Source organism: Actinacidiphila yanglinensis, assembly GCF_900107965.1.
GTDB classification, from domain to species: Bacteria; Actinomycetota; Actinomycetes; order Streptomycetales; family Streptomycetaceae; genus Actinacidiphila; species Actinacidiphila yanglinensis.
On sequence record NZ_FNVU01000019.1, the window covers coordinates 105,371 to 126,892 of the forward strand.

Annotated in this window: 25 protein-coding genes; 11 read left to right on the forward strand and 14 right to left on the reverse strand. The window is 73.9% G+C overall.

Features of this window, described 5'->3' with window-relative positions; all coding sequences use genetic code 11:
- Positions 1-61: 61 nt before the first annotated feature.
- Both C4U44_RS31855 and C4U44_RS31860 read right to left on the reverse strand, forming a co-directional pair.
- The gene (locus C4U44_RS31855; RefSeq protein WP_103889536.1) at positions 62-631 is read right to left on the reverse strand and encodes a hypothetical protein; all 570 of its coding nucleotides are present in this window, start codon (positions 629-631) and stop codon (positions 62-64) included.
- A gap of 66 nt (positions 632-697) precedes the next feature.
- On the reverse strand, positions 698-1,153 hold the full coding sequence (locus C4U44_RS31860; RefSeq protein WP_103889537.1) for a helix-turn-helix domain-containing protein: 456 nt from the start codon (positions 1,151-1,153) through the stop codon (positions 698-700).
- 162 nt (positions 1,154-1,315) lie between these two features.
- On the opposite strand from C4U44_RS31860, the gene C4U44_RS31865 reads away from it, so the two are divergent.
- The gene (locus C4U44_RS31865; RefSeq protein ID WP_103889538.1) at positions 1,316-1,729 is read left to right on the forward strand and encodes a hypothetical protein; all 414 of its coding nucleotides are present in this window, start codon (positions 1,316-1,318) and stop codon (positions 1,727-1,729) included.
- Between the two features lie 57 nt (positions 1,730-1,786).
- Here the strand turns inward: C4U44_RS31865 and C4U44_RS31870 are convergent, their stop codons facing one another.
- Entirely contained in the window at positions 1,787-2,233 is a 447-nt protein-coding gene (locus C4U44_RS31870) for a DUF6228 family protein (protein WP_235032494.1), read from the reverse strand.
- Between the two features lie 206 nt (positions 2,234-2,439).
- Here C4U44_RS31870 and C4U44_RS31875 point away from each other — a divergent pair, with 206 nt between their 5' ends.
- Positions 2,440-3,558 (forward strand): MerR family transcriptional regulator, encoded by a 1,119-nt coding sequence (locus tag C4U44_RS31875; protein ID WP_103889539.1) that lies wholly within the window; start codon positions 2,440-2,442, stop codon positions 3,556-3,558.
- A gap of 33 nt (positions 3,559-3,591) precedes the next feature.
- Here the strand turns inward: C4U44_RS31875 and C4U44_RS31880 are convergent, their stop codons facing one another.
- The 4 genes from C4U44_RS31880 to C4U44_RS31895 form a co-directional block, all read right to left on the reverse strand.
- A complete protein-coding gene (locus C4U44_RS31880; protein ID WP_103889540.1) occupies positions 3,592-4,458 on the reverse strand; it encodes an RNA polymerase sigma-70 factor in 867 nt (288 codons plus the stop codon).
- A complete protein-coding gene (locus C4U44_RS31885) occupies positions 4,455-5,033 on the reverse strand; it encodes a carboxymuconolactone decarboxylase family protein (RefSeq protein WP_103889541.1) in 579 nt (192 codons plus the stop codon). Before C4U44_RS31885 ends, C4U44_RS31880 begins: the two co-directional genes overlap by 4 nt.
- A 97-nt stretch (positions 5,034-5,130) precedes the next feature.
- Positions 5,131-5,649, reverse strand: a complete 519-nt coding sequence (locus tag C4U44_RS31890; protein WP_235032495.1) for a helix-turn-helix transcriptional regulator — start codon at positions 5,647-5,649, stop codon at positions 5,131-5,133.
- A gap of 33 nt (positions 5,650-5,682) precedes the next feature.
- Positions 5,683-6,615: a LysR family transcriptional regulator gene (locus C4U44_RS31895; RefSeq protein ID WP_103889542.1), complete on the reverse strand. Its 933-nt coding sequence runs from the start codon at positions 6,613-6,615 to the stop codon at positions 5,683-5,685.
- A gap of 185 nt (positions 6,616-6,800) precedes the next feature.
- Between C4U44_RS31895 and C4U44_RS31900 the strand changes: the two genes are divergently transcribed.
- Positions 6,801-7,943 (forward strand): saccharopine dehydrogenase family protein, encoded by a 1,143-nt coding sequence (locus C4U44_RS31900; protein WP_103889543.1) that lies wholly within the window; start codon positions 6,801-6,803, stop codon positions 7,941-7,943.
- A gap of 35 nt (positions 7,944-7,978) precedes the next feature.
- Here the strand turns inward: C4U44_RS31900 and C4U44_RS31905 are convergent, their stop codons facing one another.
- A complete protein-coding gene (locus tag C4U44_RS31905) occupies positions 7,979-8,719 on the reverse strand; it encodes a hypothetical protein (protein ID WP_103889544.1) in 741 nt (246 codons plus the stop codon).
- A gap of 85 nt (positions 8,720-8,804) precedes the next feature.
- Between C4U44_RS31905 and C4U44_RS31910 the strand changes: the two genes are divergently transcribed.
- The 5 genes from C4U44_RS31910 (at position 8,805) to C4U44_RS31930 (ending at position 13,926) form a co-directional block, all read left to right on the forward strand.
- Positions 8,805-9,503 carry a class I SAM-dependent methyltransferase gene (locus tag C4U44_RS31910; RefSeq protein ID WP_103889545.1) on the forward strand — a complete coding sequence of 233 codons (699 nt, stop codon included), beginning with the start codon at positions 8,805-8,807 and terminating at the stop codon, positions 9,501-9,503.
- 147 nt (positions 9,504-9,650) lie between these two features.
- Positions 9,651-10,238 carry a GrpB family protein gene (locus C4U44_RS31915; RefSeq protein WP_103889546.1) on the forward strand — a complete coding sequence of 196 codons (588 nt, stop codon included), beginning with the start codon at positions 9,651-9,653 and terminating at the stop codon, positions 10,236-10,238.
- 98 nt (positions 10,239-10,336) lie between these two features.
- On the forward strand, positions 10,337-11,080 hold the full coding sequence (locus C4U44_RS31920) for a flavin reductase family protein (RefSeq protein ID WP_103889547.1): 744 nt from the start codon (positions 10,337-10,339) through the stop codon (positions 11,078-11,080).
- A 111-nt stretch (positions 11,081-11,191) separates the two neighbouring features.
- On the forward strand, positions 11,192-12,424 hold the full coding sequence (locus C4U44_RS31925) for a M14 family zinc carboxypeptidase (RefSeq protein ID WP_103889548.1): 1,233 nt from the start codon (positions 11,192-11,194) through the stop codon (positions 12,422-12,424).
- A gap of 227 nt (positions 12,425-12,651) precedes the next feature.
- Positions 12,652-13,926, forward strand: a complete 1,275-nt coding sequence (locus tag C4U44_RS31930) for a M14 family zinc carboxypeptidase (protein WP_103889549.1) — start codon at positions 12,652-12,654, stop codon at positions 13,924-13,926.
- 205 nt (positions 13,927-14,131) lie between these two features.
- Here the strand turns inward: C4U44_RS31930 and C4U44_RS31935 are convergent, their stop codons facing one another.
- Positions 14,132-15,184 carry an aspartate-semialdehyde dehydrogenase gene (locus tag C4U44_RS31935; RefSeq protein WP_103889550.1) on the reverse strand — a complete coding sequence of 351 codons (1,053 nt, stop codon included), beginning with the start codon at positions 15,182-15,184 and terminating at the stop codon, positions 14,132-14,134.
- An 85-nt stretch (positions 15,185-15,269) separates the two neighbouring features.
- A complete protein-coding gene (locus C4U44_RS31940; protein WP_103889551.1) occupies positions 15,270-16,244 on the reverse strand; it encodes a dihydrodipicolinate synthase family protein in 975 nt (324 codons plus the stop codon).
- 84 nt (positions 16,245-16,328) lie between these two features.
- On the opposite strand from C4U44_RS31940, the gene C4U44_RS31945 reads away from it, so the two are divergent.
- Complete coding sequence (locus C4U44_RS31945; protein WP_235032496.1) at positions 16,329-16,739, forward strand: GNAT family N-acetyltransferase; 411 nt, start codon at positions 16,329-16,331, stop codon at positions 16,737-16,739.
- A 1-nt stretch (position 16,740) separates the two neighbouring features.
- Here C4U44_RS31945 and C4U44_RS31950 read toward each other — a convergent pair whose 3' ends face one another.
- From C4U44_RS31950 to C4U44_RS31960, 3 genes are read right to left on the reverse strand one after another with little or no spacing between them, the layout of a single operon-like run.
- A complete protein-coding gene (locus C4U44_RS31950; protein ID WP_103889553.1) occupies positions 16,741-17,460 on the reverse strand; it encodes an HAD family hydrolase in 720 nt (239 codons plus the stop codon).
- A 42-nt stretch (positions 17,461-17,502) separates the two neighbouring features.
- Positions 17,503-18,651: a phosphotransferase gene (locus C4U44_RS31955; RefSeq protein ID WP_103889554.1), complete on the reverse strand. Its 1,149-nt coding sequence runs from the start codon at positions 18,649-18,651 to the stop codon at positions 17,503-17,505.
- A 60-nt stretch (positions 18,652-18,711) separates the two neighbouring features.
- The gene (locus C4U44_RS31960; protein WP_103889555.1) at positions 18,712-19,623 is read right to left on the reverse strand and encodes a winged helix-turn-helix domain-containing protein; all 912 of its coding nucleotides are present in this window, start codon (positions 19,621-19,623) and stop codon (positions 18,712-18,714) included.
- A 173-nt stretch (positions 19,624-19,796) separates the two neighbouring features.
- On the opposite strand from C4U44_RS31960, the gene C4U44_RS42080 reads away from it, so the two are divergent.
- Positions 19,797-19,964 carry a hypothetical protein gene (locus C4U44_RS42080; RefSeq protein ID WP_200823472.1) on the forward strand — a complete coding sequence of 56 codons (168 nt, stop codon included), beginning with the start codon at positions 19,797-19,799 and terminating at the stop codon, positions 19,962-19,964.
- Between the two features lie 186 nt (positions 19,965-20,150).
- Here the strand turns inward: C4U44_RS42080 and C4U44_RS31965 are convergent, their stop codons facing one another.
- Entirely contained in the window at positions 20,151-20,765 is a 615-nt protein-coding gene (locus C4U44_RS31965) for an RsiG family protein (protein ID WP_103889556.1), read from the reverse strand.
- 321 nt (positions 20,766-21,086) lie between these two features.
- On the opposite strand from C4U44_RS31965, the gene dtd reads away from it, so the two are divergent.
- Positions 21,087-21,512 (forward strand): D-aminoacyl-tRNA deacylase, encoded by a 426-nt coding sequence (gene dtd / locus C4U44_RS31970; RefSeq protein WP_103889557.1) that lies wholly within the window; start codon positions 21,087-21,089, stop codon positions 21,510-21,512.
- Positions 21,513-21,522: the final 10 nt, after the last annotated feature.

The window sequence follows — 21,522 nt, forward strand, 5'->3', positions numbered from 1 at the left end:
TCCTACCCACCGAACGGACCGGGCGCACCAACGGTGCCCGGTCCGTCGATCGGTCTTCCGGTCACACGCCGGGCCCGTCGGACGGCTTCTTCGGGGTGGTACGGCGCGGGGCGGCCGGCTTCTTCTGCGCGGCCGGACCGTCCTCCTCGGCCTTCGCGGACTGCGGCTTCGGCTTCGTCGTCGGCTCCACGGCCGCGGCGATCCCGACGATCTCGTCGGCCGAATCGCCACGCCACTTCGCCATGGCGCCCTTGCCGCGCTCGGCGAGCTCGTCATACGTCTCGCGGGTGCGCACCGCGTACTCGGCGGCGCGGCCCACGCCCTGGAGCGCGAAGCCCTGCACGGACTCGCCGAGCTTGCGGAAGTCCCGCAGCTCCTTGAGGTCCAGCTCGGAGAACGTCTCGTTGAGCTTGCTCTGGGCGTCCTTCGCCCCCGTGGTGACGCGCTGCTGCACGTCCTTCGGGTCCGTCGCCCGCAGCTTCTCGAAGCGCTCCGGCGCCTGCTCGCGCAGCTTGTCCAGCAGCCCCGGCACCTCCCGCAGCTTCTCGGCAGCCAGGTCCGCGGTGCCCGCGACCGCATACAGCGGGGTCGGGTTGCGCAGGCCCTTCACGATGTCGTCGGTGATCGCCATTGGTCCTCTTCTTCCTTCGTTTTCCTTGCTCATGACTCTTGCCCGTCCTGTCGCTCCACGGTCCCGCTAGGTCTCGTCGCCGGCCGCCTTCGCGGCCCGGCCCGCCACGACCGAAGCGGCCGCCTCGTCGCGGTCCGCCTCCCCTGCCGTGTCCGAGCGGTCCTCTCCGGCCTGCGCCGAGGCGTTCTCCTTGCGGAAGGACTCGTAGATCTGGATCAGCACCTGCTTCTGCCGCTCGTTGATCGACGGGTCGGCCAGAATCGCCGCGGGCACCTCCAACTCGTCGCGCTCCCGCGCATCGAGCATTCCGGCCTGCACGTAGAGGGTCTCGGCGGATATCCGCAGCGCCTTGGCCAGCTGCTGCAGGATCTCCGCGCTGGGCTTCCGCAGCCCGCGCTCGATCTGGCTCAGATACGGGTTCGAGACCCCCGCGGCATCGGCGAGCTGCCGCAGGCTCAACTGCGCACTGCGCCGCTGCTCCCGCAGGAACTCCCCGAGCTCACCCACCTTCAACGCACCCATCCCCCCACTCTGCCCCGCCCCGCTAACTTTTGCAAGCACCTTGCTTGCAACTGTTTCCCCCGGGACTGCCGCGCCGCATCGGCTGGGCGCGATACGTATGGCGTAGGTGCAGAGGCCCAGGACCGGCAGGAGGGGACCGGTACGGCGTGAGAGCCTCCCGTCGTGGCTACAGAAACCGAGGTGGGAGAGCTGTTGCGCCGGCGCGGCTGGCGGACGGCATTCACGGTCGCCGACAGGGTGAACGCGTGGGCCGCCCTGGTGAGCGTCATCGAGCGTGGCTACGGCGACGACATCTACGAGTACATCAACGATCTGTACTGCCGGAACTGGCTGTACGAGGCATGGCTCCTGCTGGACGAGCACCTCGTGCAGCTCTGGACCCCGCGGATCAAAGCTCTGGACGACCGGTTCGAGGCCGCGACCGTCGACGACGACGGCCAAGCACTCGACCGGTTCCACAGCCGGTCCGACCCCGGCCTGTGGTGGTGGCGGCGACACCCCCGCATCCTCACCGGAGACCTCGGGCGTTCGCTTCGCTCGGCCGGTGCGATCGGCACCGACCCCGGCACGGCATGACCCTCGGCCTCGCCGGTCCCGGAACAGCTCTGCGGAGGAAGGCCGGGTAGCGGCCGCTCATTCCGCGAGGAAGTGCCGGATGTCGGCCGCGAGGGACGCCAGTTGCTCCCCCGCCTCCAACCAGGTGGTCACCGAGGCGTTCCAGCCGCCGGCCGCATCCGGCCAGGGGCGCAGGGTCCAGGTCAGGCCGATGTGGCCGCCGGAGCCGAACCTGGCTGAGACAGCCAGGTCCCGGTCATCGGTCTGCCAGGTCCGCTCGCCCTTCCACCCCCGAAAATCCGCGACCAGCTCGTCCAGAAATGTCGCGAGGTCACGGTCCCAGGACCAGGTCACCACTTCGCCGACGCGAGCGGTCAGCCCGGGAGCCCATGCCTCGACGGCATCGTGCACGGAGTCCTGGTCGAAGCTGAACCGGTCGCAGAACCGCACACCGACCGACGGGTTGTCCTGGCAGCGGAGGAACACGCCTGAGTCGTCGTCGATGTGGCCGTCCGAGGGGGTCATGCACCACACGCCAGGCAGGCGTCCTGGCCGACGGCACCGGGATTCTCTCCCTCCCGGCCCCCACGTGGGGATGCCAGCATGGGGCGCGGGCTGCGGGTCGGGCGGGGACCGGCGGGAGGGCGGAACAGGGTGCTTGACCTTCACCTTGGGGGAAGCCACAGCATCGGTGGGGCCGGGCGACGGGCCCGGTACGAGGAGGGAACGGCATGGGGTTGCTGACCATCGGGGCGTTCGCGAGGGCCTCCCGGCTCTCGCCGAAGGCGCTGCGTCTCTACGACGAGCTGGGCCTGCTGGCGCCGGCCCGGGTCGACCCGGTGACCGGCTACCGCCACTACGCACCGGAACAACTGGAACAGGCCCGGCTGGTCGCCTGGCTCCGGCGGCTGGGGATGCCCCTGGCCCGGATCCAGCTCGTCTGCGCGCTCGACGCGGGCGCGGCCGGCCGGGAGATCCGCGCGTACTGGGCCCAGGTCGAGGCCGACACCGCCGCACGGCGGGACCTGGCCACCTTCCTCGTCGACCACCTCTCCAGGAAGGACCCCGCCATGTCCTCGACCACCGGCCCGCTGGCCATCCGCTACTCCGCCCTCTCCGACCGGGGCCTGGTCCGCGCGAGCAACCAGGACACCGCCTACGCCGGCTCCCGGCTGCTCGCCGTGGCCGACGGCTACGGCGGCGCGGGCGCTCCCGCGAGCGCCGCCGCCGTCGAAGCGCTGAAGCACCTCGAAAGCGGCGACGTCCCGGCGGGGAACCTCCTGGATCTGCTGGAGGACGCCGTCGAGCTGGCCGGGCACGCCGTGCACGGCGCCGCCGACGCAGGATCGTCGCCCGAGGCCGGCACCACGCTCACCGCGATGCTGTGGACCGGCTCCCACCTGGCCCTCGTCCACATCGGCGACTCCCGCGTCCACCTGCTGCGCGACGGGGAGTTGTTCCAGATCACCCACGACCACACCATGGTGCAGGCGATGGTCGACGAGGGACGCCTCAGCCCGGAGGAGGCCGCCTCCCACCCGCAACGCTCGCTGCTGGTCCGCGCCTTGGGCGGCGGCGCCGACAGCACACCCGAACTCCGGCTGCAGGACGCCCTGCCCGGGGACCGGTACCTGCTCTGCTCCGACGGCCTGTCCACCGTGGTGCCCCCGGCGGAGATCCGCCGGGTGCTGAGCGAGGTCGAACAACCCGCGCAGGCCGTCCGCGACCTCATCGCCCTGGCGAACGGGTCCGGCGGCCCGGACAACGTCAGCTGCGTGGTCGCCGACGTCGTTCCCGCCCCCGCGGGACCGGTCGCCGCCGCAGAGCCGGCCGCGGCGTCCGGCCGGTAAGGGTCCCCGGCCGGAGGCGCCGTGGCGGCCCGCCTACCGGGCGAGCTCGGCGGGGTCGTCCAGCCGCGTCAGCTTGCTCGGGTTCCTGACCACGTAGATCCGCGTGATCAGCCCGTCCTCCACCACAACGCTCACCGCCGACGGCTCGCCGTCGAACTCGAGCCGGCCGGCGGGCTCCCCGTTGAGCCAGACGCCCGTCGTGTCGAACCCGGCCACCACCTGGCTCGCCCGCGCGAGCAACGGCACGACGAGCGCGGCACCCAGGACCGGGGCCAGCGCGGCGGCCACCACCCCGCCGCCGTCGGCGATCATGACCACGTCCGGCGCCATCACCTCCATCAGCTCCTGCAGGTGCCCGGTCCGCAGCGCGGCCAGGAACCGCCCCACCACTTCCTGCTGCTCCGACCGGCTCACCCGCACCCGCGGCCGCCGGGCCGCGACGTGCTCGCGCGCCCGGCGGGCGATCTGCCGTGCGGCGGCCGGGGACTTGCCGACGGTCGCGGCGATCTCCCCGTACGGCATCTCGAAGACCTCGCGCAGCACGAACACCGCCCGCTCCGTGGGCCCGAGCGTCTCCAGCACGGTCAGCATCGCGATCGAGACGCTCTCCGCGAGTTCGACGTCCTCGGCGATGTCGGGGCTGGTCAGCAGCGGTTCGGGCAGCCACTCCCCCACGTACTCCTCGCGGCTGCGGGACAGCGTGCGCAGCCGGTTGAGGGCCTGCCGGGTGACGATCCGCACGAGGTACGCGCGGGGGTCGCGCACCTGCGCGCGGTCGACGCCGTCCCACCGCAGCCAGGACTCCTGCAGCACGTCCTCCGCGTCGGCCGCGGAGCCGAGCATCTCGTAGGCGACCGTGAACAGCAGGCTGCGGTGGGCGACGAACGGATCCGCGGTCATACGGCCGACGCCACGCCGGAGTTCCCGACGCCGGGGGCCGGGACCGCGCACGCGGCGGAGAAGCCCTGCGACTCGATGCCGAGCGCCGTGTTGGCCCGAGTGGCCATGTTGGCGAAGGAGACGAACGCGGTGAGCTCGACCAGCGCCGCCGGACCGAGCCGGTCGAGCAGCCTCGCGGACAGCTCGTCGGTGACGGTCGGCGGCGTGCTCGTCATGGCCTCGGCGTACTCCAGCACGTCCCGCTCCAGCGGTGCGAAGACGTCCGACTCCCGCCAGCGCGGCACCTCGACGGCCTTGGCCATGTCCAGGTTCTGGTTCTGCGCGTGGAAGAAGCCGTAGTCCAGGCACCAGCTGCAGCCGACCTGCGCCGCGACGGCCATGTGCGCGAAGGACTTGAGGCTCTCGTCGACCGCGTCCCACCCGCCCACCTTGCCTCCGAACTCCAGGTTGGACAGCGCGACCGCGGGGCTGTTCCACAGCACCGCCACGTTGTCGGGCACGACGCCGAACTGCTCGATCATCATCTTCCTGAGCTCGGTGTCGGTGACTTCCGCCTGCTGGACGCGTACGGACATGGTGTCCTCCTCGTAGGTGTGTACGTGTGCGGCATGAAGACACCGACGGGCGGGCGGGTGTGACAGTCCCGCCGCGTTCGAGGCGGCGGCCCGGGTCTCAACGGCGGGTGGCGGCTTCCGCGTCCTTCTTCGGCCCGTCCGCTTCCGCGCCGGCGGCCGGTCCGGCTCCGGTTGCCCCGTCGGCGGGTCCGGCGGCCGATCCGGTGGCGGGTCCGGCGGCCGGTCCGTTCCTCAACGGCCGCGTGCGGATCTTGTCCAGACAGGCCGGAATCGCCGCCTCCGGGTCGTGCGGGCGGGCCCGGTACGCGCTCGGGCTCTCGCCGACCAGCTCGGTGAAGCGCGAGCTGAACGACCCCAGCGAGGTGCAGCCGACCGCGAAGCAGACGTCCGTCACGCTCAGGTCGCCGCGCCGCAGCAGCGCCTTGGCCCGTTCGATCCGCCGGGTCATCAGGTAGCTGTACGGGGTCTCCCCGAAGGCGGCGCGGAAGCTGCGCGAGAAGTGCCCGGGTGACATGAGGGCGATACGGGCCAGCGCCGGGACGTCGAGAGGCCGCGCGTAGTCGCGGTCCATCGCGTCCCGGGCGCGGCGCAGCCGCACGAGGTCCTCAAGCGTCACGTTCTCAGGCTAACCCGGGCATCCGGGCCGCTGTCAGCCCGAAGGCCGGGTCTCCCGGGCAGGGGCCGGGCCCGGTCCGGTGAGGAGTGCCTCGGCGTACCTGCGGAAGGCGGTGACCAGGCGGCCGCGGTCGCCGGCGCGGGTGGCCAGCACCACCTGGCTCGGCTCGACGCCTTCGAGCGGCACCGTGGTGAGGTCGGGGCGCAGGCCGATCGTGCCGGAGCCGACCGGCACGATCGCCACCGCCTGCCCCGCCGCGATGAATTCGATCTTGTCCTCGACGCCGTCGACGAGGGGACCGCCGGGGGCCGGGCTGCCGTCGGGCCGGGGGTCGACGCGCCAGAAGGCGTTCCAGGCCGGGTCGGTGGCGCGCGGCATGGGCTCTCCGGCGATGTCGTCGAGGGTCGCGGACGCGCGCCCGGCCAGGCGGTGGTCGTGCGGCAGCAGCAGGACGCGGGGCTCGTCGTGGAGCACCGTCACGTGCAGCCCGGCGGTCGCGAACGGCAGCCGGGTCACCACCGCGTCGACCCGGTGGTCGAGCAGGGCCGCGCGGGCGTCGTTCCAGGGCAGATGGAGGGTGTGCACGTCGGCGTCGGGGTGCTTGCGGCGCAGCTCGCGCACCGCGGGGGTGACGATGATGTTCGTGATGTAGCCGACGGTGACGCGGCTGGGCTCGGCGGCGGAGCGGGCCCGCGCGGCGGCCTCCGAGCCGGAGCGCAGCAGCGCCGTCGCGAGCGGGAGGAAGACCTCGCCGGCGGCGGTCAGCCGGCTGCCCTGCGGGGTGCGGTCCAGCAGCCGGGCCCCGACCTGCTCCTCCAGCCGGCCGATCTGCCGGCTCAGCGACGACTGGGTGAGGTGCAGCGCGGCGGCGGCCCGCCCGAAGTGCCGGTGCTCGGCGACGGCCGTGAAGGAGCGTACGAGCCGCAGGTCGAGGTCCTCGCGCGGCGCCGGCCGGTCCGTCGTCATGACTTCAGCGTAGCGCCCGAACGGCACCCGGCTGGCTGTCGATGCACGCCATGAGCTGGGGTGATGCGGGAATCGGTATGCGACTCCCGAAACAATCACCGGACCGGCCGGGCCGGGCTCGCGCAAGGTGGCAGCGCGGGGCCCGGCAGCGTCCCGAGAGGCCGAACGAGTGAACGAGCGGAGCGATGGACGAGATCTGGATCCTGGGGGCGACCGGCCGGTCCGGCCGGGCGATCGCCACCCGGCTGGCGCTGGCGAACGTCCCGCTGACCCTGGTGGGACGTGACTCCGCCGGCCTGGACGAGCTGGCCGGAACGCTCGGCGGCGCGCCGCGCACCATCGTGCTGGACCCGGCCGGCGCCGCGCGGGCCCGCGCGGGTGGTGCGGGTGGTGCGGGGGCCGCCCGGCGTGCCGTCGCCGGGTTCGCCGCGCGGATCGCGGCCGAGCGGCCCGCCGTCGTGGTCAACACGATCGGCCCCTTCACGGAGACGGCACCGGTAATCGCCCGCGCCTGCCCGCCGGGCACCCACTACGTCGACCTCGCCAACGAACTCCCCGCGGTCACCGGCCTGCTCGGAATGCACGACGAGGCCGTCGCCGACGGCCGCTGCCTGGTGACCGGCGCGGGCTTCGGGGTGCTGGCGACCGAGAGTGTCGTGCTGGCGCTGTGCGCGGGCCGGCCGGCGCCGGCGCGGGTACGGGTCGACGCGCTCGCGGCGGTCGCGAACAAGCCCGGTCGGCTCGGCACGGCGCTCGCGGCGAGCATCGTCGACGCCGTCGCGGTCGGCGGGCGGCGCTACGAGCGGGGCCGGCTCGTCCGCGCCCGGCTGGCCGGCGACTTCGAGCGGTTCGCGCTGCCCGACGACTCGACCGCGCACAGCGCGAGCGGCCCGTCCGGCGAGCTGGAGGCGGCCCACCGGGCGAGCGGGGCACCCTGGGTCGTCGCGGCGTCCGGCGCGATGCCGGCCGGGCGCGCGGTCCGCGCCGTGCTCCCCGCAACCGCGGTCCTGCTGGCCTGGCGCCCGTTCGGCAACGCCGTGAAGCGCCGTCTGGCCCGGGTCCGCGTCACGGCGGGCGAGCGGAGCAGGGAGTTCTCCTGGGCGCGTGCCCGGGTGGAGGACGCCGACGGTGGTGTCCGGGAGGGCTGGCTGCGGGCGGGTGAGGCGCTGGACTTCACCGCCTCGGCGGCCGCGGAGGTCGCCGCCCGGCTCGCCCGGTCCGAGGGGCGGCCCGGGGCGTACACCCCCGGCGCGCTCTTCGGTCCCGATCTCGCGGTGGCGGCGGGAGGCACGCTCCTCGTCGACGGCGCCGCGGCGGGGACGTCCTGACGGCACCGCGGCCGGGACGCCCCGAGAGCGACGGCTCAGTCGCCGTCCGCCAACTCCGCCAGCAGCGGGGCGAGTCGGGCAGCGGTGGCGGGGTCGGCGTGCGCGATCTCCGCGGTGGCGGCTTCGAGGGTGGCGTCAAGGGCGCGCCGGAGTTCGGCGGGGGCGAGGTCACGGACGAGGGTGGCGGCGAGCGGGGCGGTCAGGTCGCCGGGGAGGAGATGGGCCCCCTTGGCGTGGGCGGTGGGCAGCCCGAGGCGCAGGCAGGCAAGGGTGAGGATGTGCTCGCGCATGGCGCCGATCCAGTGCTCGGCCTGCCAGAGGTGGCCGCGGGCCAGGCAGACGCGCACGTGCAGGGCGTGGTGCCACAGCAGCCCGGTGAGGGTGCGCGGATCGGGTTCCCCGTAGGGCCGCAGCGGCTGCGAACGGCCGAAGAGCAAGCGCCAGTTGGGGCCGCGCGGGCCGAACTCGGCCTCGGGCGCGAAGGTGATGTCGGCCTCCAGCCAGCCGGGCAGCAGGAACACCCGCACGGTGCCGGCGCCGACCGGCAGGTCCCAGTGGTGCAGGGCGCCGAGTTCGCCGTGCAGCCAGTCCGTCCAGCGCGCCAGCACAGCCGCGAGGTCGCCGCGTACGGCCAGCACCAGGTCGGTGTCCGACCAGCGGTCGCCCGCGCCGGCGGCGTACGAACCGGTGAAGGCGGCGCCCACCACGGCGCCGTCCGTCTCGGCGCGCGCGACCAGGCGCTCCCGCAGCCGGTCGCGCTCCTCGACCGTGAACATCGCGCGCTCCCTCCGACGGCGGATGAGGATGCTACGGCATCGGTCCGGCGCCGGATGTCGGAGGCGGCCACTAGGGTCCACCGCCATGAGCGAAGCGACGTACCTCCACAGCACTCGCACGGCCTACGACACCGTGGCCGCCGACTACGCCCGCATCCTCACGTCGGAACTCGATACGAAACCGCTCGATCGGGCGATGCTGGGCGCCTTCGCCGAGTTGGTGGGTGCCGACGGCGCCGCTGCCGGGCCGGTCGCCGAACTCGGCTGCGGGCCGGGCCGGGTGACGGCCCACCTGCACCGTCTCGGCGTGGCCGACGTGTTCGGGGTGGACCTGTCGCCGGGGATGGTGGAGGTCGCCCGGCGGGCGCATCCCGAGCTGCGCTTCGAGGTCGGCTCGATGCTCGAACTCGACCTGCCGGAGCGGTCGTTGCGCGGCGTCCTTTCCTGGTACTCGATCGTGCACACCCCGCGGGAGCTGCTGCCCAGGGTGTTCGCCGAGTTCCACCGGGTGCTCGCCCCGGGCGGTCACCTGCTGCTGGCGTTCAAGGTGGGCGACCGGCTGCGCCACCTGACCAGCGCCTACGGCCACGACGGCCTCGCACTCGACGTGTACTGGACGGACCCCGACCTGGTCGCCGAGACGCTGGCAGGCGCCGGGTTCACCGTGGACGCCCGCCTCGTCCGCGAACCGGACGACTCCGAGCGGGCGACGCAGGGACGGCAGGCGTTCTTCCTCGCCAGGCGGCCGGCGGAGGAGGGTGCCGGCTCCCCCGCGCCGGAATGACGCCGGGCGGGCGGCGGACGTCCACCCGCGTGCGGCGGGGCGGGTGCGTGCCTGCCACGACAGGGCCGTGAAGACAGCGCGCGGGCACCACCCGGGCGCCGTGAAGAAGGCGCGCGGGCACCACCCGGGTTGGTAGCGTCCCGACCCATGCCGTTCGAGGACGAGATGAGGCCGGTCGCCGTCGTGCCGTACCGGGACGGGTGGCCCGCGGACTTCGCGGAGCTGGCGGGGCGGCTGCGGGATGCGCTCGGCGCCGAGGCGGTCGCGGTGGACCACGTCGGGTCGACGTCCGTGCCGGGACTGGCCGCCAAGGACTGCGTCGACGTCCAGGTGCGGGTGCGCGCGGTGGACCGGGCACGGCAGGAGCCGCTGCTCGCGGCGATCGGGTTCCGCTGCCGCCCCGAGCCCTGGAACCGCGTCGAGGTGTCGGGCGGGCGGGAGTGCCGCAAGCTCGTCTTCGCGCCGCCGCCCGGCGCGCGCTCCTGCAACGTGCACCTCCGGCGGGCCGACGGGCCCAACTCCCGCTTCGCGCTGCTCTTCCGGGACTACCTGCGAGCGGACGGGGCCGCCCGCGACGGCTGGGGCGCCTTCAAGCAGCGGCTCGCCGCGAGCGTGCCCGACCTCTTCGACTACGGCCGGATCAAGGCGCATGCGACCCAGGTGCTGATGGCCGGCGCCGAACGCTGGGCCGCGAGCACCGGGTGGACGGTGGACGGGCCGGACGACCCGCGCTGAGCGGGCCGATCGGCGGGCCCGACCGGTCTCGCGCGGCCGCACCTCGCGACGTCCGATTCCCGCCAGCGCGCCCGTGTACCGGCGACAAGACTTGCCGCATGACCACGCAGAACACCACGAACGGCACGAACGGCGGGACCCCCGGCACCGCCCCCGCCCACACCCCGATCGAGCCCGGCATCCTCTACTTCGGCACCCCCGTGGTGCTGCTCTCCACCGAGAACGAGGACGGCAGCGCGAACCTCGCGCCGATGTCGTCCGCCTTCTGGCTCGGCTGGCGGGCGATGCTCGGGCTCGGCGCGAGGTCGCAGACCGCGCGGAACCTGCTGCGGACCGGCGAGTGCGTGCTCAACCTGCCCGACGACTCGCTCGCCGCGGCCGTGGACGCCCTCGCCCTGACCACCGGCCGCGACCCCGTACCCGACGGCAAGTGGAAGCGCGGATACCGCTTCCACAAGGACAAGTTCGCGCGGGCCGGGCTCACCGCGGTCCCGTCGCTGACCGTACGGCCGCCGCGTGCCGGGCAGTGCCCGGTGGCGATGGAGGCGGTGGTCGAGGCGACCCACCCGCTCGCCGACGACGACCCCGAACAGCGCGGCGGCATCGTGGTGTTCGAGGTGCGGGTGCAGCGGGTGCTGGTGCATGACGCGATACGGATGCCCGGCACCCGCGACCGGATCGACCCCGACCGCTGGCGGCCGCTGGTGATGAGCTTCCAGGAGTTGTACGGACTCGGCGGCCGGCTGCGGGAGTCCAGGCTGGCGAGCATCCCCGAGGACATGTACCGCGGGCCGGACATCGCCCGATCGCACGCCGCTGGAGTCACCACCGTGCGCCCTTGACACCCGCGGGCCACCCGCCGACGCTGGGCCTGGGCGCGCCACCACGGACCGAAGCCGCGCCGTCACTCCCTTTCCCTTGCACGGCGGGCCAACGGCAGCGAAGGAGCGGTCATGCGCGGGGCAGACGCGTTTCCGACGGTGGCGGGTGTCGCCGCGGCGGCCCGGGTGCTCACGCTGCGCCACCCCGACCTGTGCCGGATGCGACTCGCGGGCGAGTCCCGGTCCGGGCGCCCGTTGTGGCTGCTGTCCGTCGGCCATCCGCGACGCGGTGGCAGGCGCGTGCTGGTGGTGGCCGGCGCGAACGGCGACGAGCAGGCGGGCGGCGGCACCGTGATGTGGCTGGCCGAGCAGGCCGTGCACGACCGGCAGCGCCTCAAGGAAGCCGGTCTGACCTGGGACTTCCTGCTCTGCCTCGACCCCGACGGCGCGGTGCTCAACGAGGCGGGGCCAGCCGGCCCCCGCCCGCCCGCCGTGCACTTCCGGCACACCTACCGCCCCGCCGCCGCCGAACAGCCCGAGGCCGCGGGCTCGTTGCTGCCGGCCGCGGACCAACTCCCCGAGGCACTGGCACTGTCCGCGCTTCTGGACGAGTTGCGGCCCGTGCTGCACTGCTCGCTGCACGGCACGGACGTGGGCGGCGCCTGGGTCCGGCTGACCGGCGAACTGCCGGGTCTGGCCGAGCCGTTCGGGAAGAGCGCGGCGGAGCTCGACATCCCCGTGCAGACCGGTACGTACGAGGCCCTGGACTCGTACGGCGCGGGGCCTGGGGTCTTCGTCCGGCCGGCCGCCCCGGTGCGCGGCGGCGGGCCGGAACTGCGGGTCGAGGTGCCGATGTGGGCGACCCGGCGGGTGGCCTACGCCGAACCCCACCCCGACCCGGAGTACGTCCTGGCCGTGCTGGCGGCGCGGCTGCGGAACGAGGGGGCCACCGGGCAGGACACGTTCACGCAGGCGCTGGCGCTGCTCGGGGGATCGTGCGAGGGGCCGCTGCTGCGGGCCGTGCGGCACGCGGTCACCGCGTGGGAGCGGCTCGCCGCGGACTTCGACGCGATCGGACGCAGCGCGCCCGTGCCGCTGACCATGGCGCACGTCGCCGCGTTCGACATCGCCGCGCGGCGGGCACCGCTGCGCGCCTCGGGGATGCTGCTGCGCCTGCTCGACGAGGCGCGGCTGGACGAGGACCCGAACAGCACGCCCGCGCGGCTGCGGGCCCGGCTGGAGCGGCGCCTCGACGCCGGGTCCGGGGATCTGATCGCGGCGATGGACGCGGCGTGGGTGCCGATCGCCGAACAGATGGAGTTGCAGGCGCGCACCGTACTGGCCGCCGTCGCCGGGCTCGACTGAACCGCGGCCCTCCCGCCAGGACGCCCGGGGGCACCCGCCCGCGGAGCCGGTCCCGGACCGCCGCAGGCTACCGGCCGGTGCGGTCTTGACAGGCGGGCCGGGGGGCCGGAACCTTGGCGGGGCATCGGGCAAATCGGCGATTACCCGTCAACTTCGCCGTGTGGCCGTCGACTTGGACTGCGAGGAGAACCCGTGGCGACGACGACCTGCGGAGCGTGAGCTCGGCGATGGCCGACGCGTATCCGAGTGTCGCCGGAGTGGTGGCGACGGCGGCTGCCTTCGCCCGATTCCATCCCGGTCTCTGCGAGTTGAGCGTGGTGGGCCGGTCCAGGGCGGGACGGCCCCTGCACCTGCTGACCGTGGGGCACGGCCGGCGCAACGTGCTGGTGGTGGCGGGACCGCACTCGGACGAGCGGGTCGGCGCGGCGACGGCGCTGCGGCTGGCCGAACGCGTCGCGCACGACCCGTTGCTGCACGCGGGCGCGGACACCTCGTGGCACCTGCTGCTCTGCCTGGACCCCGACGGCACGGTGCGCCACGAGAGCGGACCGCCGGTCCGGCGCACCCCTGCCGCGCACTTCCGGCACGCGTACCGCCCACCGGCCGACGAACAGCCGGAGTGGGCGCCGTCGATCCGCCCGCCCGACGGCCAACTCCCCGAGTCCCAGGCGCTGCTGGACCTCATCGACGAGCTGCGCCCGGCCCTGCAGTGCTCGCTGCACGGCAACGACCTCGGCGGCTGCTGGATCCAGCTGACCCGCGACGTTCCCGGACTCGCCGAGCCGCTGGGCAAGTTGGCGGCCGAGCACGACGTGCCGGTGCAGATCGGCACCTACGACGCGCTGCGGTGGACGGTCTCGGGCCCCGGCGTGTACGTGCTGCCCGAACCCGGCGCGCGGGCACGGTCGGACCGGCTTCCGGCGGACGTCGACCGCTCGACCTGGACCCGGCCGCATCGGCACGGCGGGATGACGGCGCTGTTCGAGGTGCCGATGTGGGCCGCCCGGACGGTGGCCGACCCGGCGCCGCATCCGGACCCGTCGCGCGAACTCGCCCGGCTCGGCGCGTTGTTGCGCAGCCAGGCGCGCCGGGTCGAGGTTCTCCTCGCCGAGGTGCGGGAGGCGCTGCCGGCCGCCGCCCCGGACCGCGCCCACCTGCTGCGGGTGGTCGCGGAGATGGCCGCGGTCTGCCCGCAGGTCGCGGCGGAGTGGGAGCGGCTGCCCCCGGACGCGGTGCCGCTGACCGCCGCGCACCTCGCGGCCCTCGACATAGCGGCCCGCCGTATCCCGCTGCGGGCCGCGGGCACGCTGCTCGGGCTGCTCGACGGCCGGCCCGACCCGGCCACCACCGAGGTCAAGGCGGCGTGCGAACGGCAGCTGGTGGAATGGGCCGACGAGCTGACCGCCGGGCACGACCCGGTGTGGGTACCGGTGGACGAGCAGGTGCGGGTCCAGTCGGAGGCGGTGCTGGCGGCCTTCCGGCTGGCCATGGGCGAGGGGTGAGAGCGCGGGCCACCCGGAGGAGCGGGCGGGCCCGGCCGACCCGAGGCCCCGAGGCACGCCCGACCCGGAGCCAGCCCGACCCGGATTCACGCCGACCCGTGAGGAACGGCCCGACCCGGCGCGTCCGGAGGGGCCCGCAGACCCCCGCGCGCCCGGCCACCCATGGGCCCCGTTCGACCGGGTCGGCCTCGGTGACCGACGAGCGTCAGGCCGTGACCGCCCCGATCTCCGCCGCCACCAGCTCCGCGATCTGCACCGCGTTGAGCGCGGCGCCCTTGCGCAGGTTGTCGTTGGAGACGAACAGCGAGAGGCCGTTCTCGACCGTCTCGTCCTCCCGGATCCGCCCCACGTAGCAGGGGTCGGTGCCGGCGGCCTGCAGCGGGGTGGGGATCTCCGAGACCTCCACCCCGGGCGCGGCGGCGAGCAGCTCGTACGCGCGCGCGACGCTCAGCGGGCGGGCGAAACGGGCGTTGATCTGGAGGGAGTGGCCGGAGAAGACCGGGACGCGGACGCAGGTGCCGGAGACCTTCAGCTCGGGGATCTCCAGGATCTTGCGCGACTCGTTGCGCAGCTTCTGCTCCTCGTCGGTCTCGAAGCTGCCGTCGTCGACGAGGTTCCCGGCGAACGGCACCACGTTGTACGCGATGGGCCGCTGGTAGACGGCCGGCTCGGGGAAGTCGACGGAGGACCCGTCGAAGGTGAGGCGGTCGGCCTGCTCGGTGACCTTCGTCGCCTGGCCGTGCAGCTCGGCCACGCCCGACAGGCCGGAACCGGAGACGGCCTGGTAGGTGGCCACGACGAGGGCGACCAGGCCGGCCTCGTCGCGCAGCGGGCGCAGCACCGGCATGGCGGCCATCGTGGTGCAGTTCGGGTTGGCGATGATGCCCTTCGGGCGGTCCGCGAGCGCGTGCGGGTTCACCTCGGCGACGACCAGCGGGACGTCGGGGTCGCGCCGCCACGCGGAGGAGTTGTCGATCACGACCGCGCCCTGGCCGGCGACCTTCTCCGCGAGGGCGCGGGAGGTACCGCCGCCGGCGGAGAAGATCACGATGTCCAGGCCGGTGTAGTCGGCCGTGGCCGCGTCCTCGACGGTGATGCTCCCGGTCCCGCCCGGGCCGCCTTCCCAGGGGAGGGTGCGCCCGGCCGAACGGGCCGAGGCGAACAGGCGCAGCTGCGTGACCGGGAACTTCCGCTCGGCCAGCACCTTGCGGACGACCCCGCCGACCTGCCCGGTCGCTCCGACGATTCCGATCCTCATGACGCTCTCTCTCCGATCAGTGCCTGTATGGGGTGCCCGTCCGTTTCGAGTATCCCCCCGCCCGGGCGAAGGACGTGGCGGGATTTCACGGGGCGAGACGCCCCGGGCCCGCGGCCGCCTCCACCGCCGCCGGCGCGCCGAGGGCGGTAAGGGCCGCGAGGGCTGTGAGGGCGGCTGCCAGGGCATGGGGGCTCGCCGGGAGCAGGGGGAGCCGCACGTCCGGGGTGGGGATACGGCCCTGGGCGTGCAGGACCGCCTTGACCACCGCCGGGTTCGGCTCGCGGAAGAGGGCGGCGGCCAGCGCGGACAGCTCCCGGCCCGCCCGGACCGCCGGGCCGTCCGGCTCCGCCCGCCCGTGGGAGCCCCCGTCCAGGGCGCCGCCGAAGCCCCCGTCCCGCGCCGCGAGGGCCGCCCACCGCCCGGTCGCCAGGTGTGCCGACGCGAGGACGGCGCCGTGCGCGCCCAGGGCCAGCAGTGCGGGCGCGACGACGTCGTCCCCGGCCAGGACCTCGAACCCGGGGGGTGCCGAAGCGAGCAGGTCCACCGTCTCGGCCGTGATGCCGCCCGCGGCGTACTTCACGCCCGCGATCCCCGGGATCCCGGCGAGGGCGGTGAGCGCGGCGGCGGAGAGCGGCTGCCCGGTGCGGTAGGGGACGTGGTAGATCAGCACGGGGACGGGGCTCGCCGCGGCGACCTCGCGGAAGTGCGCGAGCACCCCCGCTTCACCCGGCCGGGTGAAGGACGGGACGGTGACGAGGGCCGCGTCGGGCCGGTCGGGCAGCTCGGCGAGGGCGGCCACCTCCCGGGCGGCCCGCCGGGTGGACCCGGCGCCGCCGACCCCGACGGTGAAGCGGGCGCCGTGAGCCCGGCAGACCCGGCCGACCGCGGCGGCGACGGCGGCCCGCTCCTCCGGTTCCAGCGCGGCCGCCTCCGCCGTGGTGCCGAGGGCGACCAGTCCCCCGGCCCCGGCGTCGAGCAGCTCGCGCCCGAGCCGCTCCAGCGCGGTGACGTCGACATCCCCGGCCGGACCGAACGGCGTGATCAGCGGTACGTGGATCATGCCTGCGAGTGTGCGCCGCCGGGAAGGACAAGGTCCAGTTAAATGTCGTGCACGGAACTCTTAAGCGGTCCTACGCTTCCGGGCATGTACGAGATCTCCACCGACCCGGCTCGGATCGACGTCGCCCGCGTCCACAAGTGGCTGTCCACCGACGCGTACTGGGCCCTGGGGCGCCCCCTCGACAAGCAGCAGGCCGCGATAGCCAACTCCCTCAACTTCGGGGCGTACGACCCCGACACCGGTGAGCAGCGCGCGTACGCCCGCGTCGTCACGGACCTGGCGACGTTCGCCTGGCTGTGCGACGTGTACGTCGACTCGGCCACCCGAGGCGCCGGCCTCGGCACCTCCCTGGTCGCGGCCGTCCGCGACCACCTCGCGCCGTACGGCCTGCGCCGCGTCCTGCTCGCCACCGCCGACGCGCACGGCGTCTACGCGAAGTTCGGGTTCGAGCCGCTGACGGAACCGTCGAAGTGGATGGCCCTGAGCCTGCAGTGACTCACAGCGGCCGCAACGCCCTTGCGGCCGCCTCCAGTTGCTTCATCCCGTGCACCAGCGGACCGCGGTAGCCGGCACCGAACCGGTGCGCCTCGTCGCCAACGCGCAGGTAGCCGAGGAAGGGCACCCCGGCCGCGTCGGCGGCCCGCTCGTCCGCCGCGGAGTCCCCGATCATCAGGCAGTCCTGCGGGGGTATGCCGAGCGAGGTGTAGGCGGTGCGCAGGCAGTGCGGGTCCGGCTTCATCAGCGCCGGGTGCACCGGGTCCCGCCCGAAGATCCGCTCGCCGAAGCAGCCGTCGAGGCGGCGCTCCTTGAGGTAGGTCCGCACCGCGCCCGGCGCGTTGTTCGTGGTCATCGCGAGCAGCCTCCCGCTGTCGGCCACGGCCTGGATGAACTCCTCGGCGTACTCGGTGCCTTCGGCGCCGAGCGCGGCCAATTCCTCCTCCTCGGCGAGCAGAATCTCCAGCTCCGCCGCCAACTCCGGCCAGGGCGCCGCCCGCAGGATCGCGTGCGGGTCGGAGCCGCGCAGCAGGCCGGGGTCCGTCACGGGCGCCCCGCGCTCGGCGAGCCGGGTGCGCAGCAGCGTGGCGATGCTCATCGCCGAGCGGGTGTGGAACAGGTGGCACACGGGGCCGTCGAAGTCGAGCAGCAGGCAGCGCGCGCGTGCGAGCAGTTCGGGGACGGAGCGGGCGGGGCGGCGGTCGTGGTGCGGAGAGGTCACTCGAAGAGTGTCAGTGGCCGGGCGGCCGAAAACCAGACCGATTCAGTGCGACGGCCGGTTCCGGTACCACCAGTCGGCGAATACCGACTCGACCTGATCCATTGGCGGCACGGACGGCAGCCCCAGCGGCTCGCGGGCGGCGACCAGTGCCCGCCGTACGAGGATGGCCGCGCCGCGCAGCCGGACCCGGTCGGCCGCGGCACCGTCCCCTTCCGGCAGGTCCCTGAGCCGGGAGGCGGTCCTGACCAGGTCGGTGCACAGCGACTGGACGCGCTTGTAGGCGAGATAGTGCGGGAGGTCCTCGGCGGCGCCCGCCGACCGGTGCGGCCCGACCGCGCGCTGCCAGCGCGCGACCATCTCCCGCTCCTGGTCGGCCTGGTAGCCCATCAGGTGCAGGTGGGTGGCGAGGTCGTACAACGGGTCCCCGACCAGGGCGAGTTCCCAGTCGATCGTCCACAGGTCGCCGACCCGGTCGACCACGAAGTTCTTGCGGTGCAGGTCGCCGTGGAGCAGGGTGCGCGGGCGGTCGGTGAGGCGGTACGCGCGCCGCTCGAAGGCGTCCAGCATGGCGGACGCCACCCCGAGCCCGTCCAGCAGCTCGTCCATCTCCTTCTGCTGGTCCTGGTAGGCGTGGGCGACGGTGAAGTGGGTGAGGGCGCGCAGGAATCCGGTGGCGCCGCCGCGCTCGGGGTACGTGCCCAGGTCGTAGCGGCCGCAGTCCGTGCCGGGCGACGGGCCGCCATGCGCCACGAGGCCCTCGGCGTCGACGAGGGCGAGGGCCCGGAAGAGCTCCTCGATCTGGTCGAGGTAGTGGGCGGGCACCCGGCCGGCGCGCCCGCCGCGCACCCGGTCGAGGGTGACGCCCTCGATGAAGGCCAGAAAGGTGAATTTCTGCCCCTGCAGCAGCTGTTCACCCACCTGGGGGACGCGCGGCAGCATCCCGCCGTAGCGCGTGTGCAGCAGCTGGAGCAGCTCGTCCTCGGAGCGGAACCAGCGCATGTCGTACCACAGGACACCGCTCCGGGGCTCGCGCAGTTTCAGCCAGCGGAAGTCCTTGGCGAGCGGCGAGCCCTGGTCGAGGCGCACGGCGAAGGCCTGGTGGTGGTAGCCCTTGAGGGGCCCCTCCACCCGGCTCGCCCCCACCGCGTCCACCTGATCGGTGACGCCCCGCGTGGCCGCCGTCGTCGTCAAGGCACTCCTCGCCGCTGGTGTGGATCAACGGTCACTTGAAAGCGACCACGATATCCCTCCCTAGTCGCCCAGGATGAGCGGCCCGGCGATCGTCGTCCACACGGAGTCGAACCAGTCCTGGGACTCCTGGACGAACCTGGTGTCGCGTGACTTCGGCTCGTCCGGGTCGCGGCGGTAGGGGAAGAGGGTGGCGCTGATGCCGAGCACGTCGTAGATCTCCCCCTCGCCGACCGGCGCCCCGCCGTCGTCGTCGAAGGAGACCACGCGGGGCACCACCCGGTACAGACCGTGCAACGCGGTGTCGTGGTTGAGCAGGTAGAGCTTGAAGAGCGGGGTGATCGGCAGCGACCGGAACTCGATGCTCGAGCGCAGATCCGGGTTGATCACCGACAGGCCGTTGAACGTGCTGCGCAGCGCCGTGACATGGGCGTTGATGAGCAGTCGCAGGCGTCGCAGCGGGCGCGGGTCGTCGGCGTCGGCCACCATGCGCGGGAAGGCCAGGGCCGCGTCGGTGCTGGGCAGCAGGACCCGCAACGTGATGGAGGACGGGCGCAGTTCGCCGAGCCGGACCCGCTGCAACTGCTGCGACAGCGCGCTGTTGAGCGTCTCGGTGGTCAGCGAGAAGGTGTCGATCACCACGTCGCGCTGCTCGAACGCGGCGGCCACGTGGGCGTCGAGCGCGGCGAAGGCGCGCTCCGGCTCCTCCGTGCCGGCGGCGCGGCCGCGTGCGTGGCGGGCCTGCACCTCGGCGGCCCGGCCGCGCTGGTTGTCGATGTAGCCCTCGCGGCGCAGCTCCTTCAGCGCGCGCTGCACGGTCGGCCGGGACACGTCGAAGCGCTCTTCCAACTCGGCCTGGGACGGGATGCGTTCACCGACCCGGTAGCGGCCGTCGTCGATCTCGCCGCGCAGCACATCCGCGATGTGCAGGTACGGCGGTCGGGAGTCGGCGGGTGAGACCGGTTCGTCAGCCACGGAGCAACGTTACAACTTCCTGTCTCGTCGGAGTACTTGGCTGAACCTAGTTTACCGATCTCACTCTTCCGGGCACATCCAGGAACAAGAAAGCTCATTCAACTACCAGTAGATCCACCCAAGTTGGCAAGTTGAATGATCCAACCTCGATCAGGAGGTGGGAGGTGTCGTCCATGCTCGCACTCAGCTTGTGTGCCTTCGCTTTCGAGGAACTGGTGCAGTGGAGGTACGGCGCGGTCGGGATGGTGTCCGTCGGACTCGTCACGATCGGGCACAAGGTCAAGAGCACCGCCTGCACGGCCCTGGGGCTGACCGCGCTGGCGCTGCTGCTGGCCCAGTGACGTCGCCAGGACGTTACGGGCCGGCGTCGGAGCCGACATCGACGGACCTCCGGCACCAAGGGCGGCACGGGATGCGGAAGCAGGTCTCCGCGGCCCGGGCCGCCTTCGCGTGACCGCCGAACGCCCCGGGCGGCAGGGGCAGGGGGCGACGTACGACCGCGGTCGGCCCGCCCGGGAGGAGGCAGCTCACCCCTCCGTCAGCAGATCCTCCACGTGTGCCTCGCCGGCCCGGTAGCGGCGGGTGATCTCAGCCGAGCAGCCGTCGACGGTCTGCTGCAGCGCGTGGCGGCGGCGGGACACCTGCTGCTCGTGCCGCGCCAGCCGGGCCATCGCCGCGTGCAGTTCGGGGTCGGTGCGGGCGTCGAGGTCGGACAGCTCCACCTCCGAGAGCATCTCCTCGGCGAGCAGCCGCACCCGCTCGGTCAGCGGGGTGCCGAGCGTGACGTGCCGGGCCGAGGACCGCACCCGCGACGGCCCGTCGGCCAGGATCTCCGAGAGCCGGTCGACCACGGCCGCGTCCGGGCCGGCCGCGCCGCCGGCGTCCCCGGCCTCGCCCTGCCGCGCGGGCGCCGACGGCTCCTCGGAGCCGTCCCGCCGGGCCAGCTCGGCCCGGAGGATGTCGATCCGCCCGTGCAGCATCCGCCGCAGGTACGACAGGTCGGCCTCCTCGCGCTGCGCGTCGCGGCGCAGCGCGCGCAGCGCCGCCAGGTCCGTCGTGCGCAGGTCGGGAGCGGGCGGGTCGGCGAGCGGACCGCGTGGCGCCGGCGGCCGCAACGGGCCCGTGGAGTCGGCCTTCAGCATGAGTTGGCCCTTCCTGCTGTGCGCCGACGAAGCGGCGGCCCTCGGTACGGTGGTGCCGGGCGCCGCGGGAACCCGCGGTTGCACGGTGCCGGATCTCTCTCCAGCGCCGGATCTGTTCATACCTGTCGTCCCTTTCGGGCGTGCCGCACGCCCCTCCCGGCTTCGATGCTGCCATCTGCCTCTGGCACACCGCATCGAGTCTGCACCCGAACGGCCGTCGCAACAGTTGTGCGAGCCCGCCGACCGGGCGCACGGCGGCCGTCCGCCGCACGCTGTCACCCGTGTGAGGGACGCCCGCCGCGACCCGCCACAATGAACGGCATGCGAGCAGTGGCCCAGCGGGTGAGCGAAGCGAAGGTCGTCGTCGACGGGGAGACCGTCGGCGCCATCCAGGGACCGGGGCTGTGCGTCCTGGTCGGTGTGACGCACGACGACACCAAGGAGAAGGCGGCCGCGCTCGCCCGCAAGCTGTGGAGCCTGCGCGTCCTGCCCGAGGAGCGGTCCTGCTCCGACATCGACGCGCCCCTGCTCGTGGTGAGCCAGTTCACGCTTTACGGTGACGCGCGCAAGGGCCGCCGCCCCACCTGGAACGCGGCCGCCCCCGGCCCGGTCGCCGAGCCCCTCGTCGACGAGGTGGTCGGTCAGCTCCGCGGGCTCGGGGCGACCGTCGCCACCGGCGTCTTCGGCGCCGACATGAAGCTGTCCCTGACGAACGACGGTCCCTTCACGGTCGTCCTGGACCTGTGACCGCCGGGCC

Bases quoted from the DNA above. Each gene is read 5' to 3' on its own strand.
- C4U44_RS31855 (WP_103889536.1), bottom strand. From the start codon at position 631: ATGGCGATCACCGACGACATCGTGAAGGGCCTGCGCAACCCGACCCCG.
- C4U44_RS31860 (WP_103889537.1), bottom strand. From the start codon at position 1,153: ATGGGTGCGTTGAAGGTGGGTGAGCTCGGGGAGTTCCTGCGGGAGCAG.
- C4U44_RS31870 (WP_235032494.1), bottom strand. From the start codon at position 2,233: ATGACCCCCTCGGACGGCCACATCGACGACGACTCAGGCGTGTTCCTC.
- C4U44_RS31875 (WP_103889539.1), top strand. From the start codon at position 2,440: ATGGGGTTGCTGACCATCGGGGCGTTCGCGAGGGCCTCCCGGCTCTCG.
- C4U44_RS31880 (WP_103889540.1), bottom strand. From the start codon at position 4,458: ATGACCGCGGATCCGTTCGTCGCCCACCGCAGCCTGCTGTTCACGGTC.
- C4U44_RS31885 (WP_103889541.1), bottom strand. From the start codon at position 5,033: ATGTCCGTACGCGTCCAGCAGGCGGAAGTCACCGACACCGAGCTCAGG.
- C4U44_RS31895 (WP_103889542.1), bottom strand. From the start codon at position 6,615: ATGACGACGGACCGGCCGGCGCCGCGCGAGGACCTCGACCTGCGGCTC.
- C4U44_RS31900 (WP_103889543.1), top strand. From the start codon at position 6,801: ATGGACGAGATCTGGATCCTGGGGGCGACCGGCCGGTCCGGCCGGGCG.
- C4U44_RS31905 (WP_103889544.1), bottom strand. From the start codon at position 8,719: ATGTTCACGGTCGAGGAGCGCGACCGGCTGCGGGAGCGCCTGGTCGCG.
- C4U44_RS31910 (WP_103889545.1), top strand. From the start codon at position 8,805: ATGAGCGAAGCGACGTACCTCCACAGCACTCGCACGGCCTACGACACC.
- C4U44_RS31915 (WP_103889546.1), top strand. From the start codon at position 9,651: ATGCCGTTCGAGGACGAGATGAGGCCGGTCGCCGTCGTGCCGTACCGG.
- C4U44_RS31920 (WP_103889547.1), top strand. From the start codon at position 10,337: ATGACCACGCAGAACACCACGAACGGCACGAACGGCGGGACCCCCGGC.
- C4U44_RS31925 (WP_103889548.1), top strand. From the start codon at position 11,192: ATGCGCGGGGCAGACGCGTTTCCGACGGTGGCGGGTGTCGCCGCGGCG.
- C4U44_RS31930 (WP_103889549.1), top strand. From the start codon at position 12,652: ATGGCCGACGCGTATCCGAGTGTCGCCGGAGTGGTGGCGACGGCGGCT.
- C4U44_RS31935 (WP_103889550.1), bottom strand. From the start codon at position 15,184: ATGAGGATCGGAATCGTCGGAGCGACCGGGCAGGTCGGCGGGGTCGTC.
- C4U44_RS31940 (WP_103889551.1), bottom strand. From the start codon at position 16,244: ATGATCCACGTACCGCTGATCACGCCGTTCGGTCCGGCCGGGGATGTC.
- C4U44_RS31945 (WP_235032496.1), top strand. From the start codon at position 16,329: ATGTACGAGATCTCCACCGACCCGGCTCGGATCGACGTCGCCCGCGTC.
- C4U44_RS42080 (WP_200823472.1), top strand. From the start codon at position 19,797: ATGCTCGCACTCAGCTTGTGTGCCTTCGCTTTCGAGGAACTGGTGCAG.
- C4U44_RS31965 (WP_103889556.1), bottom strand. From the start codon at position 20,765: ATGCTGAAGGCCGACTCCACGGGCCCGTTGCGGCCGCCGGCGCCACGC.
- dtd (WP_103889557.1), top strand. From the start codon at position 21,087: ATGCGAGCAGTGGCCCAGCGGGTGAGCGAAGCGAAGGTCGTCGTCGAC.